This is a genomic window from Glutamicibacter sp. MOO4, from assembly GCF_056934395.1.
On sequence record NZ_CM167800.1, the window covers coordinates 1,928,902 to 1,946,356 of the forward strand.

The 17,455-nt window shown below is 55.5% G+C and carries 7 protein-coding genes; all 7 read right to left on the reverse strand.

Features of this window, described 5'->3' with window-relative positions; genetic code table 11:
* Positions 1-429 precede the first annotated feature (429 nt).
* The gene (locus tag AC1Z3F_RS09020; RefSeq protein ID WP_483565579.1) at positions 430-4,188 is read right to left on the reverse strand and encodes a hypothetical protein; all 3,759 of its coding nucleotides are present in this window, start codon (positions 4,186-4,188) and stop codon (positions 430-432) included.
* A 159-nt stretch (positions 4,189-4,347) separates the two neighbouring features.
* The gene (tuf, locus tag AC1Z3F_RS09025; RefSeq protein ID WP_131088791.1) at positions 4,348-5,538 is read right to left on the reverse strand and encodes an elongation factor Tu; all 1,191 of its coding nucleotides are present in this window, start codon (positions 5,536-5,538) and stop codon (positions 4,348-4,350) included.
* Between the two features lie 240 nt (positions 5,539-5,778).
* On the reverse strand, positions 5,779-7,893 hold the full coding sequence (gene fusA / locus AC1Z3F_RS09030) for an elongation factor G (protein WP_131088792.1): 2,115 nt from the start codon (positions 7,891-7,893) through the stop codon (positions 5,779-5,781).
* 69 nt (positions 7,894-7,962) lie between these two features.
* Positions 7,963-8,433 (reverse strand): 30S ribosomal protein S7, encoded by a 471-nt coding sequence (gene rpsG / locus AC1Z3F_RS09035; protein WP_096283700.1) that lies wholly within the window; start codon positions 8,431-8,433, stop codon positions 7,963-7,965.
* Entirely contained in the window at positions 8,433-8,807 is a 375-nt protein-coding gene (rpsL, locus tag AC1Z3F_RS09040) for a 30S ribosomal protein S12 (protein WP_047119685.1), read from the reverse strand. Before rpsL ends, rpsG begins: the two co-directional genes overlap by 1 nt.
* A 689-nt stretch (positions 8,808-9,496) precedes the next feature.
* Entirely contained in the window at positions 9,497-13,387 is a 3,891-nt protein-coding gene (locus AC1Z3F_RS09045; RefSeq protein WP_131088793.1) for a DNA-directed RNA polymerase subunit beta', read from the reverse strand.
* A 98-nt stretch (positions 13,388-13,485) separates the two neighbouring features.
* Entirely contained in the window at positions 13,486-16,992 is a 3,507-nt protein-coding gene (gene rpoB / locus AC1Z3F_RS09050; protein ID WP_262199591.1) for a DNA-directed RNA polymerase subunit beta, read from the reverse strand.
* Positions 16,993-17,455: the final 463 nt, after the last annotated feature.

The following is a 17,455-nucleotide window of genomic DNA, read 5'->3' on the forward strand; positions in this document are numbered from 1 at the left end:
CATGCCTCTTTCTGTTAGCACTATCTAAAATTTCTGTGCCTATATACGGGTTCTTGCGAACCGGCACGCCTTACGCTGCGACTGAATCCGAATAAATCCGGGTTCCTCACCCGCAGGTGGCTCCGACCCCCGAACTCGGGCGTGTCGTGAAATTTTCAGTCACGACAAAACCGCAAAGTTCTCACTTTATCGAGGGCCTTATAGTTTGAAGCAGTTGTATTGATCCCGAACCACAGGCATTATCCTGTGTGAGAGCCAATCCCGGTTGTTCAAACCAGATCCGATTACCCCAACAAAGAGGATCGGGTTGCAATCAAGCAACTTATCTAGTCTGACAGGTCGGCAACGATCGCGCAAATCTTTTGTAGCCTTTTAGCCCCGTGATCTTGACCTCACCGCGCCTAAGAGACTGCATTAGACACTGCACTTTTACTCTTCGGGATCTTTGACAGTTGGATCTTGCCGCACATCGTCTTCTTGCGCAACTCGCATCCATGGCAACCCTGTCTGTGTCGGAGCCGCACCTGCTGGTTGTTGCGGCGGCGCAGTTGGCTCCGGCATTGACGGATTATTGGCCTTATCAACCTTCACCAATTTGAAGACCGCAGCAACAATCAGGCCCAAGCCAATGATGACTAACCAGAGGAAGGCCAGCTCGCGCAGGAACCACAGCACCGCAACCGTCATGGCGATGGCGCCCCACCAGATCAACAACTTATCCCCTTGTTTCAGGCTCCAGGCTACTAGGGCAGCGAAGAAGATCAAGGCCAAGATCTGTACCACAGGATTGGCGTCCATCAAGGAGAAGATCAAGCTGAGGCTGGCGGCTGTCGCTGCAGAAATCAGATAGATGCGTTCAAGCTGGCGGTCCACGCGCAGATTCCGCCAGATCACCAAGACCACGGCGATGGCGCACAGGTAGAGGCACACGGTGCTGGCCTGCGGCACAGACTCTAGGAATGCGTAGCTACTCAGGCCCAGCAGGGCCGCGAGCACAAAGAGTGCGTCCGGCATATAGGGGCGGAACTTCTCGGGTAGTTCAAAAATGTAGGTAGCTGTTGCCACCGCAAGAATGAGGGCCGCTCCCCCAATAACGCTGAAAGCGCCGTCGGTTTTACTATGCGCAATGAGTCCGGCACCAAATCCAGCCACCATCATCTGCGCGAAGTACAACCGCGATGCCCCACCCACCGCGTTGTCACTACGGTAGTTTGCTTCAGGATAGGCAGGTACGGGCTGAGCCCACCGTCCATGCGCGGTAGCCAATAGGTAGAAGACCAGCGCGGCAGCTAGCAAAACCCAAACACGATCCATGGCTTCTAAAGCGTTGGCACCTGAACGATCGCGCAACAGCTTCACCGCACGAATACCGAGGTACGTGATGGTCACACCTGCAGCAATCGCGTACCAAGCACTGAGACGAGTCACAACGAACAGCACCAACACCACAGCCACCAGCAACAAGGCCAGTACTTCGAACCACGTGCCCGACTGCCACAGCGCAACTGTCATTGCTGGAACGAAGATCCCCACACCGGCAGCTATAGAGAAGTTCTTCTTGGTGCGCAGACGCCATTCGGCCAAAGCAGCCACTAGGACAAGTATCAGCAAGAGCACACTGGCAACATCCTTGGTCCACCACGATGAGCGGATCCAACCGGTGTTCTGTCCCAAAGCCAATGCTGGAATACAGAGCAAGAGGGTTACACCCAAGATGGTTGGCAATATATAGAGCTGCCGAGCAACTGCTAGCTGATGTTGGGCCCAATAGGCGGTTGCCCCGTGTACGGCCCAAAGTAGTGCAGCAAGTAGCAGCGCGCCTCGATCCGGGTCCGGCACACCATACATGTAGACAAACAGGCTGACCGGTTCAAGGATGAGTAAACCGGTGGCAATCCATTGAAGTTCTTGAGACAGAACCTTCGTCTTCAGTGCGTTGCGTACCAGGCGTAGCAACTGCGGAACAACTAGCGAGAGCAGTAGCAGCGCGTAGCGTCCGTGGATATCAAACTGGTGAACGTCAACGAACCACCAAACCATGGTGCTAAAGAGCACCTGGGAGAAGGTAGCGTTGCGAATTTTCCATGACTGGCGTTGCTCTTGGCGCAAGCTGAGCAGGAAGAAGAGAAGCCCAATGGTTCCGACCACCAGGGCTAGGTACCAGTTCGCTCGGTTGAAGCTGAGTGAGTAGGTCAGCAACAGCATCAGGCTTGCCGCACCTCGAATCGAATCGTTGAGACGCGTCTGCTGGGCAGTCTTGCCCGCAAGCCACCAGCCGGATACTGCGGTGACCACGGCGGTCAGCAGCAAAATAGTGGTAAACCAGCTCACAGAAGAGATACCAACAAGTTGCGCCTGCGCCTCATGTGATACTCCGGTTATACGCCAGGCAACCAAGGTCATTGCCACCACCAGTGCCGAACCGCCCAGACGGATCAACCGGTGCGAATCGTCCTTGACGCTAGGCTCGCCACGCCTTGTGGCGAATGTGGCCAGAACCCAGTAGCCCAACGCAACGAGCGTAAGTCCAACACCCACCGACAACATGAGAGCTAGATCCGAACGCTTGCCAGTGGTTTCCCACAACGTTCCGCCCAGTGCACCACCCAAACTAAGCAGCAGCACCCAGCGAGCGTAGCTCCGCAGCACATTCCAGCCATGGTGGGAACTGCTGCGTATCACCGAGAGCGCGAGAATGCCCAGGGCCAGGCTTGGCAACGGACGCCAGAAATGCTCCGCGAGATCGAGGATAGGTATCAGCGCAAATCCCGGCAACGCGAGGGTTTCAACCCTCGAACGTTTCATCACGCCAAAGATTGTGGCAGTCATCAACAGTGGGATGGCGACGTAACTGATCCAGCCTGTAGTTCCTTCAGTACCAGTGAGGAAGTAGGACAGTGCGGCGGCGATGAGTGCCAGTGCCCATAGTGCTCCACGTTCATAACGCACGTGGGTCGCGCTGATGCCCAGCCGTTGCGCGTAGGAAGCTGCATAACGAAGTACCAGCACACCTTGAAAGGCTAGTGCTACAGCTACAGTGATAGCCGCGACCGAACCGGTAAATCCTGCATAGTCGCAGGCAGCGACCAGCATGAGCATGAAGCTCAGCCGGGCAGCATACAACCGATACAGCCGGAATTGGCTGAGCAGTTTAACGCTGAGCAGTAGCTGTCCGGTGAGCAAGAAGAAGATCCATAGGTAGTCTCTGCTCGAAAGTTCCGGCAGCAGCACCAGTGCCAACAGTCCTACCAGCGCAGGCAGTAGTTGGGCTGTGCTCGAAAGAGCCGTGTAGAACGCAGAGTTACGCACGCGGTCACTGAAGACAGCCAACAAGAGCAGGACCACCGACAGCGCCAAGAGGAACAGTAGGTAATAAAGCATTCCGCGCTGCAACATCGCAGCTCCAGCCATGGAGGTGCTGACCAGAATGAGTACGGCTACCCATGCCAAGACCCGAGACTTGAATCTAATCGTTGCGTAGCCAACCGCCAGTGTCGAGATTGCAGAGAAGACAAACCAGATCACTGGGCCGGGCACATCGAGGGTGTTGTAGGTAGCGATGCCACCCAGTGGCAGCAGCGCCATGCCGGTACCGGCAAAGGCAGCGCCTGCCGGCTTCAATGAAGATTTGAATGCGTGAGTGAGCAGTCCACCAACGTAGAACACTGCAGCCAGTAAGAAAAGACCAACCAGCTTGAGTACTGGGGGCAAGGCGAAGCTGAGGAATAGTGCGCCAGCGGCAACGATCATCAGGGCGGCTACATACAAGGTGATATTGATATTGCGCAGTTCGCGCTCACGCTTGGTTAGTACCTTGACCGGTTTGGCTACAACAATGGGGCCGGTGGTTATGTTTTCTTGTGGTCTTGGCCCGATGGGTTGCCGTGTCAGATACGGCTGGCCTACCCCAGGAGCTACTGGCTGCGCATAGGAAGTATTGGTTGGTGGGGATAGCTGCGGAGTTGATCCATACAGCGGGGCCACGGCAGTACCTGGCGGCGCCTGCCCTTGATCAGCAAGAGTTGAGTTGCGCAGAAATTCTTGGGCCGCTTCATAGCCTTGTTGCCAGGCTTCGCGCAGTTGGGCGGAGCCGACGTTGTCTTCTTCGGCTTTACTGCGTCCACGCTTTTGCCCAAAAACGAAGGCTAGAACGATCAGCAAAATCGCGAACAACGTTGAACCGACCATTATCGCCACTCCCCTAGTGATGATCCATTATGCTCACCAATTACACCAGCTTATTGAAATAATCGCTAGCGCAAAATCTTGGGGACACAAAAATCCCCCAGCACCGTAACAGTGCTGGGGGATTTCTCAGATCCGAGGATCTAAATCATCAAGTAGAGACTACTTGGTGATTGCGGTGACCTTGCCCGAACCAACGGTGCGGCCGCCTTCACGAATAGCGAAGCCGAGGCCTTCCTCCATAGCGATTGGCTGAATCAGCTCAACCGACATTTCGGTGTTGTCGCCAGGCATAACCATTTCGGTACCCTCTGGAAGAGTGATAACGCCGGTTACGTCGGTGGTGCGGAAGTAGAACTGCGGACGGTAGTTCGAGTAGAACGGGTTGTGACGTCCGCCTTCGTCCTTCGACAGGATGTAGACGTTTGCATCGAAGTTGGTGTGTGGGGTGATCGAGCCTGGAGCTACGATAACCTGGCCACGCTCAACATCGTCGCGCTTCAGACCGCGAAGCAGAAGGCCACAGTTCTCGCCAGCCCATGCTTCGTCAAGCTGCTTGTGGAACATCTCGATACCGGTAACGGTGGTCTTCTGCACTGGGCGGATACCAACGATCTCAACTTCCGAGTTGAGAGCAAGGGTGCCACGCTCGGCGCGACCGGTTACTACGGTACCGCGACCGGTGATGGTGAAGACGTCCTCGATAGGCATCAAGAATGGCTTGTCACGGTCACGTACTGGATCTGGGATGTAGCTGTCAACAGCGTCCATCAGTTCCTCAACAGCTGCAACCCACTTCTCGTCGCCTTCCAGAGCCTTCAGGCCGGAAACGCGAACAACTGGTGCGTCGTCGCCATCGAAGCCCTGGGAGGAAAGAAGTTCGCGAACTTCCATCTCCACGAGCTCGAGAAGCTCTTCGTCATCAACCATGTCCGACTTGTTCAGTGCAACCATCAAGGTTGGAACACCAACCTGGCGGGCCAGCAGAACGTGCTCGCGGGTCTGAGCCATTGGACCATCGGTAGCAGCAACCACGAGGATTGCGCCGTCCATCTGAGCAGCACCGGTGATCATGTTCTTGACATAGTCAGCGTGGCCTGGAGCGTCAACGTGTGCGTAGTGACGCTTCTCGGTCTGGTACTCGATGTGCGAGATATTGATAGTAATACCGCGCTGGCGCTCTTCTGGAGCCGAGTCGATGTTAGCGAAGTCGCGCTTTTCGTTCAGGTCTGGGTACTTGTCAGCCAGAACCTTGGAGATAGCTGCCGTCAGAGTGGTCTTACCGTGGTCAACGTGACCGATGGTACCAATGTTGACGTGCGGCTTGTTGCGCTCGAACTTTGCCTTTGCCACAAGTTCCTCCTAGAAACATTTACAGAAGACTTTTTTCGTCTGCGCGGTTCGCAAACGAACTTCAATTAGTCTACTGGGGGCGTGGATAATTATGGAAATTTCGGTCCTCTGCGGGCCCTGCATGTGATGCAAATCCCTCGTTGGCCGTTTGCGGGGCCGGCCTCAATGGCGTTGAAACCGGCTCCGCGATCGGCCACTTCCCCACATGGGGGTCACGGCCAAGTTTGGTTCCGAAGCGAATTATTCGCCGCGGGACTTCTGAACGATCTCGTCGGCAACTGCCTTCGGGACCTCAGAGTAGCTGTCGAAGGTCATCGAGTAAACTGCACGACCCTGAGTCTTGGAACGCAGGTCACCAATGTAACCGAACATTTCAGACAGTGGGACGCCAGCCTTGATGACCTTGACGCCTGCAGCGTCGGACATCTCGGTGATCGAACCACGGCGGGAGTTGAGGTCGCCGATAACGTCGCCCATGTACTCTTCCGGGGTACGAACTTCAACGCTCATCAGTGGTTCAAGCAATACAGGGTTAGCGCGGCGTGCGCCTTCCTTGAATACCTGTGAACCAGCGATCTTGAACGCCATTTCCGAGGAGTCAACATCGTGGTATGCACCATCGATGAGGGTAGCCTTCACACCAACCAGTGGGTAGCCAGCCAGGATGCCGTACTGCATTGCTTCCTGGATGCCCTGGTCCACGGATGGGATGTATTCACGAGGAACACGGCCGCCGGTGACGCCATTCTTGAACTCGTAGGTTACGCCGTCAACAACTTCCAGAGGCTCGAACGAGACCTGGACCTTTGCGAACTGACCCGAACCACCGGTCTGCTTCTTGTGGGTGAAGTCAACCTTCTCCACAGCCTTCTTGATGGTTTCGCGGTATGCAACCTGTGGCTTACCAACGTTTGCTTCCACGCGGAATTCGCGCTTCATGCGGTCAACCAAGATGTCGAGGTGAAGCTCGCCCATGCCGCCGATTTCGGTCTGGCCGGTGTCTTCGTTCAACGAAACGGTGAAGGTTGGATCTTCTGCAGACAGCTTCTGAATAGCGGTCGACAGCTTTTCCTGGTCACCCTTGGTCTTTGGTTCGATAGCAACGAAGATCACTGGAGCTGGGAAGCTCATCGACTCAAGAACGATTGGGTTTGCTGGATCACAAAGGGTATCACCGGTGGTGGTATCCTTCAGGCCGATCACTGCGTAGATGTGACCTGCGTGGATCTCGTCAACCGGATTCTCCTTGTTGGAGTGCATCTGGAAGAGCTTGCCAACGCGTTCCTTCTTCTGCTTGGTGGAGTTCAGCAGCTGTGCGCCGGCCTCGACCTTACCGGAGTAAACGCGGATGAAGTTGAGCTGACCGAAGAATGGGTGAGCAGCAATCTTGAAAGCCAGTGCCGAGAACGGTGCGTCCTCAGAAGGCTCGCGAGTGAGCTCGATTTCTTCGTTCTTTGGATCGTGACCAACGGTTGCGCCAACATCCATTGGGTTTGGCAGGAAGTCAATCACAGCGTCGAGCATTGGCTGCACGCCGCGGTTCTTGAAGGCCGAACCACAGTAGACCGGGTAGATCTCCGAGTTGATAACCATCTTACGAATGCCGGCCTTGAGCTCATCAATGCTGATCTCTTCGCCTTCAAGGAACTTCTCCATGAGCTCATCCGAGCCCTCAGCGACGTCCTCTACCAGCTTTGCGCGGTATTCCTCAGCCTTTTCCTGCAGTTCAGCAGGAATTTCGCGAGTTTCGTAAGCTGCACCCATGGTGACGTCGCCCTTGGCGTCGCCTTCCCAAACGAATGCCTTCATGGTCATCAAGTCGACCACGCCGGTGAAATCGTTCTCGGAACCGATTGGAAGCTGCATAACCAATGGCTTTGCACCCAAACGCTTGATGATGGTGTCTACGGTGAAGTAGAAGTCAGCACCCAGCTTATCCATCTTGTTCACGAAGCAGATACGTGGAACGTTGTACTTGTCAGCCTGACGCCATACGGTCTCAGACTGAGGCTCAACGCCTTCCTTGCCATCGAACACGGCAACGGCGCCATCGAGCACGCGAAGCGAGCGCTCCACCTCAACGGTGAAGTCAACGTGGCCAGGGGTGTCGATGATGTTGATCTGGTTCTTGTTCCAGAAGCAAGTAACGGCCGCGGAGGTAATGGTGATACCGCGTTCCTTTTCCTGCTCCATCCAGTCGGTGGTCGACGCACCATCGTGGGTCTCACCGAGCTTGTGGTTCACACCCGTGTAGAAAAGGATGCGCTCAGTAGTAGTGGTCTTACCGGCATCGATGTGGGCCATGATGCCGATATTGCGGACCTTGTTCAGGTCAGTAAGCACGTCCTGTGCCACGTTGTCTCCCTAAAAGGTGAGGCCGGAGTTGCTGGGCATCGGTTGATGCCCAGCTCATCCGAACAGTTCTTACCAGCGGTAGTGTGCGAAGGCCTTGTTAGACTCGGCCATCTTGTGAGTGTCTTCGCGACGCTTCACAGCGGCACCCAGACCGTTCGATGCATCCAAGATCTCGTTCATCAAACGTTCGATCATGGTTTTCTCGCGGCGAGCCTTCGAGTAGCCAACCAACCAGCGCAAAGCTAGTGCGGTTGCGCGTCCTGGCTTAACCTCAACAGGAACCTGGTAGGTCGCGCCACCGACGCGGCGTGAACGAACCTCAAGGGCTGGGCGGATGTTATCCATAGCCTTCTTGAGAGTCGTAACAGCGTCAGTACCGGACTTTGCAGCGGCACCTTCGAGTGCACCGTAAACAATGCGCTCTGCAGTGGACTTCTTGCCATCTACGAGAACCTTGTTGATCAGCTGGGTGACCAATGGGGATTCGAAGACTGGATCAGAAACTAGTGGGCGCTTTGGCGCCGGACCCTTACGAGGCATTACTTACCATCCTTCTTTGCACCGTAGCGGGAACGAGCCTGCTTACGATCCTTAACACCCTGGGTATCCAGAGCACCACGTACAATCTTGTAACGAACACCTGGAAGGTCCTTTACACGACCACCGCGAACGAGCACGATGGAGTGTTCCTGCAGGTTGTGTCCGACACCAGGAATGTAAGCGGTAACTTCGATACCACCGGCAAGGCGCACACGTGCGACCTTACGCAGAGCCGAGTTAGGCTTCTTCGGGGTGGTGGTGTACACACGGGTGCATACGCCACGGCGCATTGGGTTGCCCTTTAGGGCAGGGGCCTTGGTCTTGACGACCTTAGGCGAGCGGCCCTTACGGACCAGCTGCTGAATAGTAGGCACTTTCGTGTCCTTCCATTGTCTAAGTTTGTCGGCACCACGTCATAAGCACTGTTGCCTAGAAGAGTTTCGGTGCTTGGTTCATGGAGCTAGCTGCTTGCTTTACCGCTCAACTAGAATCTAAAAGTCCCTAGGCGTGCGAAAGTGTGGCATTCGTTGCGCAACCTACCCGCAACCCGGACTGAGTCCATTTTGCCACACATAAAACAATTGATTTCAGTCTAGCATTAATCCGCTGTCCCACCATGTCCAGTAACCGAGATCACCCGTGACCACCGGTTAGTCCATTGAGCAACAAGGAAGATACCAACATTCCCCTGACTCAAATTCAGGCTAACAAGTAGCCCTGAATAACAGCTGAACAGCGGTAGACACACACGTGGCGACAGGCTGAATCTCTAGGAACGGCACCGAAACCCTGGATTGGCGCGAATCCCTGCGGAGATCGGTGATTCTAGTTGATTATTCAACCAGTAGTATTCTCAACTAGTTTTTGTTTTCTTTCAGCAAGTCTGGCCCATCAGCAGCTAAGTCCTCCACTCCCCCAATCGCCTACTCTGCTGTAGGCGCAAACGTATCTGCAGGCTCACATCCAGCCGCATCAGGATTGCCTTGTTAAACGCCCAACGCCTGCCCACTTTTTCAAGTGGGCAGGCGTTGGGTCAACTACCTAGCGGTGTCGTTCTTCCGGTTTAGCGGAAATCCGATCCGTGGTCGTAGTCGTCCATCGAGATAGCACGGAATTCAGGCGAAAGCCCACCTTCCAGTGCATCGTCGTACAGACCCGAGGAGAAGGCCGAGGTACCGGTGAACAAAGTTGCCTTTGCTTCGTCGGTAGGCTCAACGTTGACCTGGGTGTAGCGATCCAGACCGGTACCGGCCGGGATCAGCTTACCGATGATCACGTTTTCCTTCAGACCGCGCAGTGGATCTTCCTTACCTTCCATCGCAGCCTGAGTCAGAACGCGGGTGGTTTCCTGGAAGGAAGCAGCCGACAGCCATGAATCGGTGGCAAGCGATGCCTTGGTAATACCCATCATCTCGTCACGGCCGGCAGCTGGACGCTGACCTTCCGAAACGGCCTTGCGGTTCGCAGCGGTGAAGCGTGAACGGTCAGCCAACTCGCCTGGCAGCAAGTCGGTTTCGCCGGACTCGATCACGGTGACGCGACGGAGCATCTGGCGGACGATAACTTCCACGTGCTTATCGTGGATGCCTACACCCTGGGACTGGTACACGTCCTGAACCTCACGGACCAGGAACTTCTGTGCTTCACGTGGGCCGAGGACTCGAAGAACCTGCTTCGGATCCAAGGTACCGGAAGTGAGCTGAGTACCGGCAACGATGTTCTGGCCATCTTCAACCAACAGGCGAGCACGACGCAGAACCGGGTAGGCCTGCTTCTCATCGCCGTTGTCTGGAGTAACCACAACGCGCAGCTGCTTCTCGTCGTCCTCGATCGATACACGACCGGTGACCTCGGACATCGGAGCCACACCCTTAGGGGTACGAGCTTCGAACAATTCCTGAATACGAGGCAGACCCTGGGTGATATCGTCAGCCGATGCCACACCACCGGTGTGGAAGGTACGCATGGTCAGCTGGGTACCAGGCTCACCGATGGACTGTGCAGCGATAATGCCAACAGCCTCACCAATGTCCACGGTCTTGCCGCTGGCCAGCGAACGGCCGTAGCACAGTGCACAGGTTCCAACAGCCGAATCGCAAGTCAGTACGGAGCGAACGCGGATTTCGTCCACGCCTGCGCTGTACAACTCGTCGATCAGCACGTCGCCTACGTCCGAACCGGCGGTAGCCAATACGGTGCCTTCAGCGTTCTTCACGTCTGCAGCCAACGTACGGGTGTAAGCCGAGTTCTCTACGGTTTCGTGCTTGACGCGGATGCCAGCTGAGCTATCAGCAATGGCAACGGTCAAACCGCGCTTGGTACCGCAGTCCTCTTCGCGGACGATAACGTCCTGCGAAACGTCAACCAGACGACGGGTCAAGTAACCCGAGTTTGCGGTCTTCAGTGCGGTATCAGCCAGACCCTTACGGGCACCGTGAGTTGCAATGAAGTACTCCAAAACCGACAGGCCTTCACGGTAGGAAGACTTAATCGGGCGAGGAATAATTTCACCCTTAGGGTTAGACACCAGACCACGAATACCGGCAATCTGACGCAATTGCAGGTAGTTACCACGAGCCTTGGAAGTCACCATTCGGTTAATGGTGTTCAACTCTTCCATGCCGTTCTTCATGGCCTCAGCAACCTCATCGGTAGCCTTGGTCCAAATGTCGATCAGGTCCTGACGACGTTCGGTATCTGCAATCAGACCCTTGTCGTAAGAAGCCTGAACCTTGGCGGCCTTTTCCTCGTAAGGTGCGAGGATGGCTGCCTTGTCCATGTTGGAGGTAATGTCCGAGATAGCAACGGTAACGCCAGAGCGGGTAGCCCAGTAGAAACCAGCATCCTTGAGGTTATCCAAGGTAGCTGCTGCGATGACCTTAGGGTAGCGCTCTGCCAGATCGTTAACGATCTCCGAGAGTGCATCCTTGCCGGCTACGCGAGCAACCCATGGGTAATCCGCAGGCAGGGTGTCGTTGAACAGAACCTGACCCAGCGAGGTCTCCAACAGTGCATCGGTACCTGGCTCCCAACCTTCTGGAGCAGGCTGCTCTTCCGAAGGAACGAAGTCTGGAACGCGAACGCGGATTGGTGCGTTCAGGTGCAGCTCGCCACGATCCTTGGCCATGATGGCCTCGGAGATGGTGGCGAACACACGACCGGCGCCAACTTCGTCAGCACGCTTGGTGGTCAAGTGGTGCAGACCGATGATCATATCCTGCGAAGGCAATGCCACTGGACGGCCATCGGAAGGCTTCAAGATGTTGTGCGAGGACAGCATCAAGATGCGTGCTTCAGCCTGAGCTTCTGGGCTCAATGGCAGGTGAACTGCCATCTGGTCACCGTCGAAGTCAGCGTTGAATGCGCCACAAACCAATGGGTGCAGCTGCAGTGCCTTACCTTCAACCAGCTGTGGTTCGAAGGCCTGGATACCCAAACGGTGCAGGGTTGGTGCACGGTTAAGCAATACCGGGTGCTCGGTGATGATCTCTTCAAGAACATCCCAAACCTGTGGACGGTAACGCTCGACCATACGCTTAGCCGACTTGATGTTCTGTGCGTGGTTGAGGTCAACCAGGCGCTTCATCACGAAAGGCTTGAAAAGCTCCAGAGCCATCTGCTTAGGCAGACCACACTGGTGCAGCTTCAGCTGTGGACCAACAACGATAACCGAACGGCCCGAGTAGTCAACGCGCTTACCCAGAAGGTTCTGACGGAAACGACCCTGCTTACCCTTGAGCATGTCGCTCAGGGACTTCAGTGGACGGTTACCTGGACCGGTGACCGGACGGCCACGACGGCCGTTGTCGAACAATGAGTCAACAGCTTCCTGCATCATGCGCTTTTCGTTATTCACGATGATCTCAGGTGCACCAAGATCAAGCAGACGCTTCAGGCGGTTGTTGCGGTTGATCACACGACGGTAAAGGTCGTTGAGGTCCGAGGTCGCAAAGCGGCCACCGTCAAGCTGAACCATTGGGCGCAGCTCTGGTGGGATCACTGGAACAGCGTCAAGCACCATGCCACGTGGCGAGTTGCCATTGGCGAGGAATGCGTTAACAACCTTCAGTCGCTTCAGTGCACGAGCCTTCTTCTGGCCCTTGCCGTTTTCGATGATGGTCTTCAGCTCTTCAGCTTCACCGGCGAGGTCGAAGTTTTCCAGACGCTTCTGGATAGCTTCGGCACCCATGGAGCCTTCGAAGAACAGTCCGTACTTTTCACGCATGGTGCGGTACAGGCCTTCGTCACCCTCAAGGTCAGCGACCTTCAAGGACTTGAAGCGATCCCATACTGCACGCAGGCGCTCAGACTCAGCCTTGGCACGCTTGTCGATCTGCAGAACAGTCTTCTCGGCCAGGGTGCGAGCCTTGTTCAGCTCGGCGTTCTTCGCGCCTTCGCCTTCCAGGCGCTCAAGCTCTGCTTCCAAGTCAGCTGCAACAGCCTTCTTGTCAGCTTCGGCGTTGTTTGCCAGGTTGCGCAGTTCCAGATCGTGCTGGGCCTGCAGGTTAGGCATTTCGGCGTGACGACGGTCTTCGTTCACAGCGGTGATCATGTAAGCAGCGAAGTAGATGACCTTTTCGAGGTCCTTCGGAGCCAGATCAAGCAGGTAGCCCAAGCGCGATGGAACGCCCTTGAAGTACCAGATGTGGGTCACTGGAGCAGCAAGCTCGATGTGGCCCATGCGTTCACGACGAACGTTCGCACGGGTCACCTCAACGCCACAACGCTCACAGATGATGCCCTTGAAGCGCACGCGCTTGTACTTACCGCAGTAGCATTCCCAGTCACGGGAAGGACCGAAGATCTTTTCGCAGAAAAGACCGTCCTTCTCCGGCTTCAGGGTGCGGTAGTTAATGGTTTCCGGCTTCTTAACCTCGCCGTAGCTCCATCCACGGATTTCATCCGCGGTGGCAAGGTTGATTCGCATGAGGCCGAATGAGGAATCGTTGGACATATGGTCCTTTTCTCTCTTCTATGGTGTCTGAAGTCGATACGAATGAGGGTTGAATTTTCGGCCGCTGCCTGCGGTTTTAGCGCAGGCAGGGCGTCAAATTAAACTTCCTCTACGGAGTTCGGCTCCGACCGGGAAAGGTCGATGCCTAGCTCTTCAGCGGCGCGGAACGATTCCTCGTCCGACTCACGCATTTCGATAGTGTTGCCGTCGGTACCAAGTACCTCAACGTTCAAGCACAGCGACTGCATTTCCTTGATGAGCACCTTGAACGATTCTGGAACACCTGGCTCTGGAACGTTCTCGCCCTTGACGATTGCTTCGTAGACCTTAACGCGGCCGTGGATATCATCCGACTTGATGGTCAGGATTTCCTGCAGCGTGTAAGCGGCACCGTAAGCTTCCAGTGCCCAAACTTCCATCTCACCGAAGCGCTGGCCACCGAACTGGGCCTTACCACCCAGTGGCTGCTGGGTGATCATGGAGTATGGACCGGTGGAACGGGCGTGAATCTTGTCGTCCACCAAGTGGTGAAGCTTCAAGATGTACATGTAACCAACGGAAACTGGATCTGGCAACGGATCGCCGGAGCGACCGTCAAACAGCTTGGCCTTACCGGAGTTACCAATCAGGCGCACACCGTCACGGGTCTTGCTGGTCGAATCCAGGATTCCGCGGATTTCTTCTTCCGAAGCACCATCAAAGACCGGGGTCGACACAGTAGTGGACTCAGACTCACGTGGCAGGTTAGGCAGATCGCGAACCCATGCAGGCTCGCCCTCGATCTTCCAACCCTGCTTAGCAGCCCAACCCAGGTGGATTTCCATAACCTGACCGACGTTCATACGGCCTGGCACACCCAGTGGGTTCAGGATGATATCCAGTGGAGTACCGTCCTCAAGGAATGGCATATCCTCCAGTGGCAGGATGCGGGAAATGACACCCTTGTTACCGTGACGACCAGCGAGCTTGTCACCGATCGAGATCTTGCGCTTCTGAGCAACGTATACGCGGACCAGCTGGTTGACACCAGGGGAAAGGTCATCGTCGTTGTCGCGGTCGAAGATGCGAACACCAATGACGGTACCGGACTCGCCGTGTGGAACCTTCAGGGAAGTATCGCGAACTTCGCGGGACTTCTCACCGAAGATGGCACGCAGCAAACGCTCTTCTGGGGTCAGCTCGGTTTCACCCTTAGGGGTGACACGGCCTACCAGTACGTCGCCAGCTTCAACTTCAGCACCGATGTAGACGATGCCGCGGTCATCAAGCTGGGAAAGGATATCTTCCGAGACATTCGGGATGTCGCGGGTGATTTCCTCGGCACCAAGCTTGGTATCGCGAGCGTCAACTTCATGCTCTTCGATGTGAATCGAGGTGAGCACATCGTCAAAGATCATGCGCTGGGAGAGGATGATCGCATCCTCGTAGTTGTAACCTTCCCAAGACATGAATGCCACAAGCAAGTTCTTACCCAGGGACAGCTCACCGGAGTCGGTGGACGGACCGTCAGCGATGATCGACTGGAATTCCAGACGATCGCCTTCGGAAACGCGCACACGCTGGTTGTAAGCGTTGCCCTGGTTAGAGCGAGCGAACTTCATGATTGGGTACATCGACTCGGTGCCGTCATCGTTCATGACAACAACCAGGTCAGCAGAAACCTCGGTGACCACACCTGGCTTGGATGCAACAACGGAGTCGCCGGCGTCAACTGCCGCGAACTTCTCCATGCCGGTACCAACCAGTGGACGCTCGGACTTCAGCAGCGGCACAGCCTGGCGCTGCATGTTAGCGCCCATCAGTGCTCGGTTTGCATCGTCGTGCTCGAGGAATGGAATCAGTGCGGTTGCAACCGAAACCATCTGGCGAGGCGAAACGTCCATGAAGGTAACTTCAGCGGCGTCGACGATAACAGGCTCGCCGCCACCACCCTTTTCACGAACCAAAACGGTCTCTTCAGCGAAGCGTCCGTTTTCGTCCAGTGGAGCGTTAGCCTGAGCGATGTAGTGCTGAAGCTCATCGTCTGCAGTCAGGTAGTCAACTTCGTTGGAAACAACGGAGTTGGATACACGACGGTATGGCGTTTCGATGAAACCGAAGGAGTTAATACGGCCGTAGGTTGCCAACGAACCGATCAGACCAATGTTTGGACCTTCGGGAGTTTCAATGGGGCACATACGTCCGTAGTGGGACGGGTGAACGTCTCGAACTTCCATGCCTGCGCGGTCACGGGACAGACCACCTGGGCCCAGAGCCGACAAGCGACGCTTGTGGGTCAGGCCAGCAAGTGGGTTGTTCTGGTCCATGAACTGCGAAAGCTGCGAGGTTCCGAAGAACTCCTTGATTGCAGCAACAACAGGTCGGATGTTGATCAGGGTCTGCGGAGTGATTGCCTCAACGTCCTGGGTGGTCATGCGCTCACGCACAACACGTTCCATACGGGACAAACCGGTGCGGATCTGGTTCTCGATCAATTCGCCAACGGCGCGGATGCGACGGTTGCCGAAGTGGTCGATATCGTCAACGTTTACTGGAACGTCGACGATTTCACCCTTGCGGGTACCTTCAACGGTCTTCTCACCAGCGTGAAGAGCTACGAGGTAGCGGATCATGGCGACAAGGTCATCGAGCGAAAGCACCGATGCGTTCTCAGCGTTAACTGGAGTCTCTACACCGAGCTTGCGGTTGATCTTGTAACGGCCAACCTTGGCCAGATCGTAACGCTTAGGCTCGAAGTACATGTTCTTCAGCAATGCCTGAGCGGCCTCAACCGTAGGAGGCTCGCCTGGACGCAGCTTGCGGTAAATATCGAGCAAGGCTTCGTTCTGATCCTTGATGCTGTCCTTTTCCAAGGTAGCGCGCATCGAATCATACTGGCCAAACTCGGACAGGATCTGCTCTTCGCTCCAGCCCAGTGCCTTAAGCAGCACGGTGACCGACTGCTTACGCTTACGGTCTAGGCGAACACCGATCTGGTCGCGCTTGTCGATTTCCAGCTCGAACCATGCACCACGGGATGGGATGATACGTGCCGAGTAGATCGTCTTGTCACTGGTCTTGTCCGGTGCGGACTCGAAGTACGCACCTGGGGAGCGCACCAGCTGGGACACAACAACACGCTCGGTGCCGTTGATAACGAAGGTGCCCTTTTCGGTCATCAGCGGGAAATCGCCCATGAACACGGTCTGCTGCTTGATTTCGCCGGTTTCATTGTTCATGAATTCAGCCTTGACATACAGCGGTGCCGAGTAAGTGGCGTCGCGGTCCTTGCACTCTGCAATCGAGTACTTAGGATCAGCGAACTCCGGCTCCGAGAAGCTCAAGGACATGGTGTCCTGGAAGTCCTCGATTGGGGAGATTTCCTCGAAGATTTCGGCCAAGCCGGAGACGTTTGGCACGCTGGTGTCACCAGCGGCTTCAGCCTTAGCTAGGCGCTCAACCCAGAACTGATTGCCGACGAGGCGGTCAAAGCTCTCGGTCTGCAATGCCAGCAGGTTAGGCACTTCAAGTGGTTCGTGAATCTTTGCAAAAGAAAGTCGGCCAGCGTATGCAGCATCGCGAGCCGAACTAGCGGTTTGGTTGTTAGGGTTGCTCGAGGCGACCAAGATGGATCCTTCCAAAGACCGTCAGGTTTCCGAACGCTTACCGTGCTAAGGTACCTGCCATAGAACAGTTCCTCTTTTTGGACCGCACAACCCACCGCTATATGAAGGCCGCGCGCGCAAACAGTAAGGCGCAAATTTCTACTCTACCGGAGGGAATTGCGCTTGTCGATACTCGGTGCACAAATCCGTGCTATAGTTTTCGCCGTTGAAATCCCGGCCACCGCAGATCCTCATATTTCTGATGAACCTGACAAACTTACCTTTGGCCCCGCGTCCTCTTCCTAATGCGCATTTGGCCTACTAATTCCGCTATTTCTCGGTAATTTCTCCACGCCCACCCACCATTTTTCTTGGGCCCCAGCTAAGGCAGCGACGCGCGCAGAACTCAAAGTATGCGTTTTGTCACAGGCGCACAAACATCTCAGCAAACGGACCTTTTGTACCCTTGGTGCACCGCAAATGA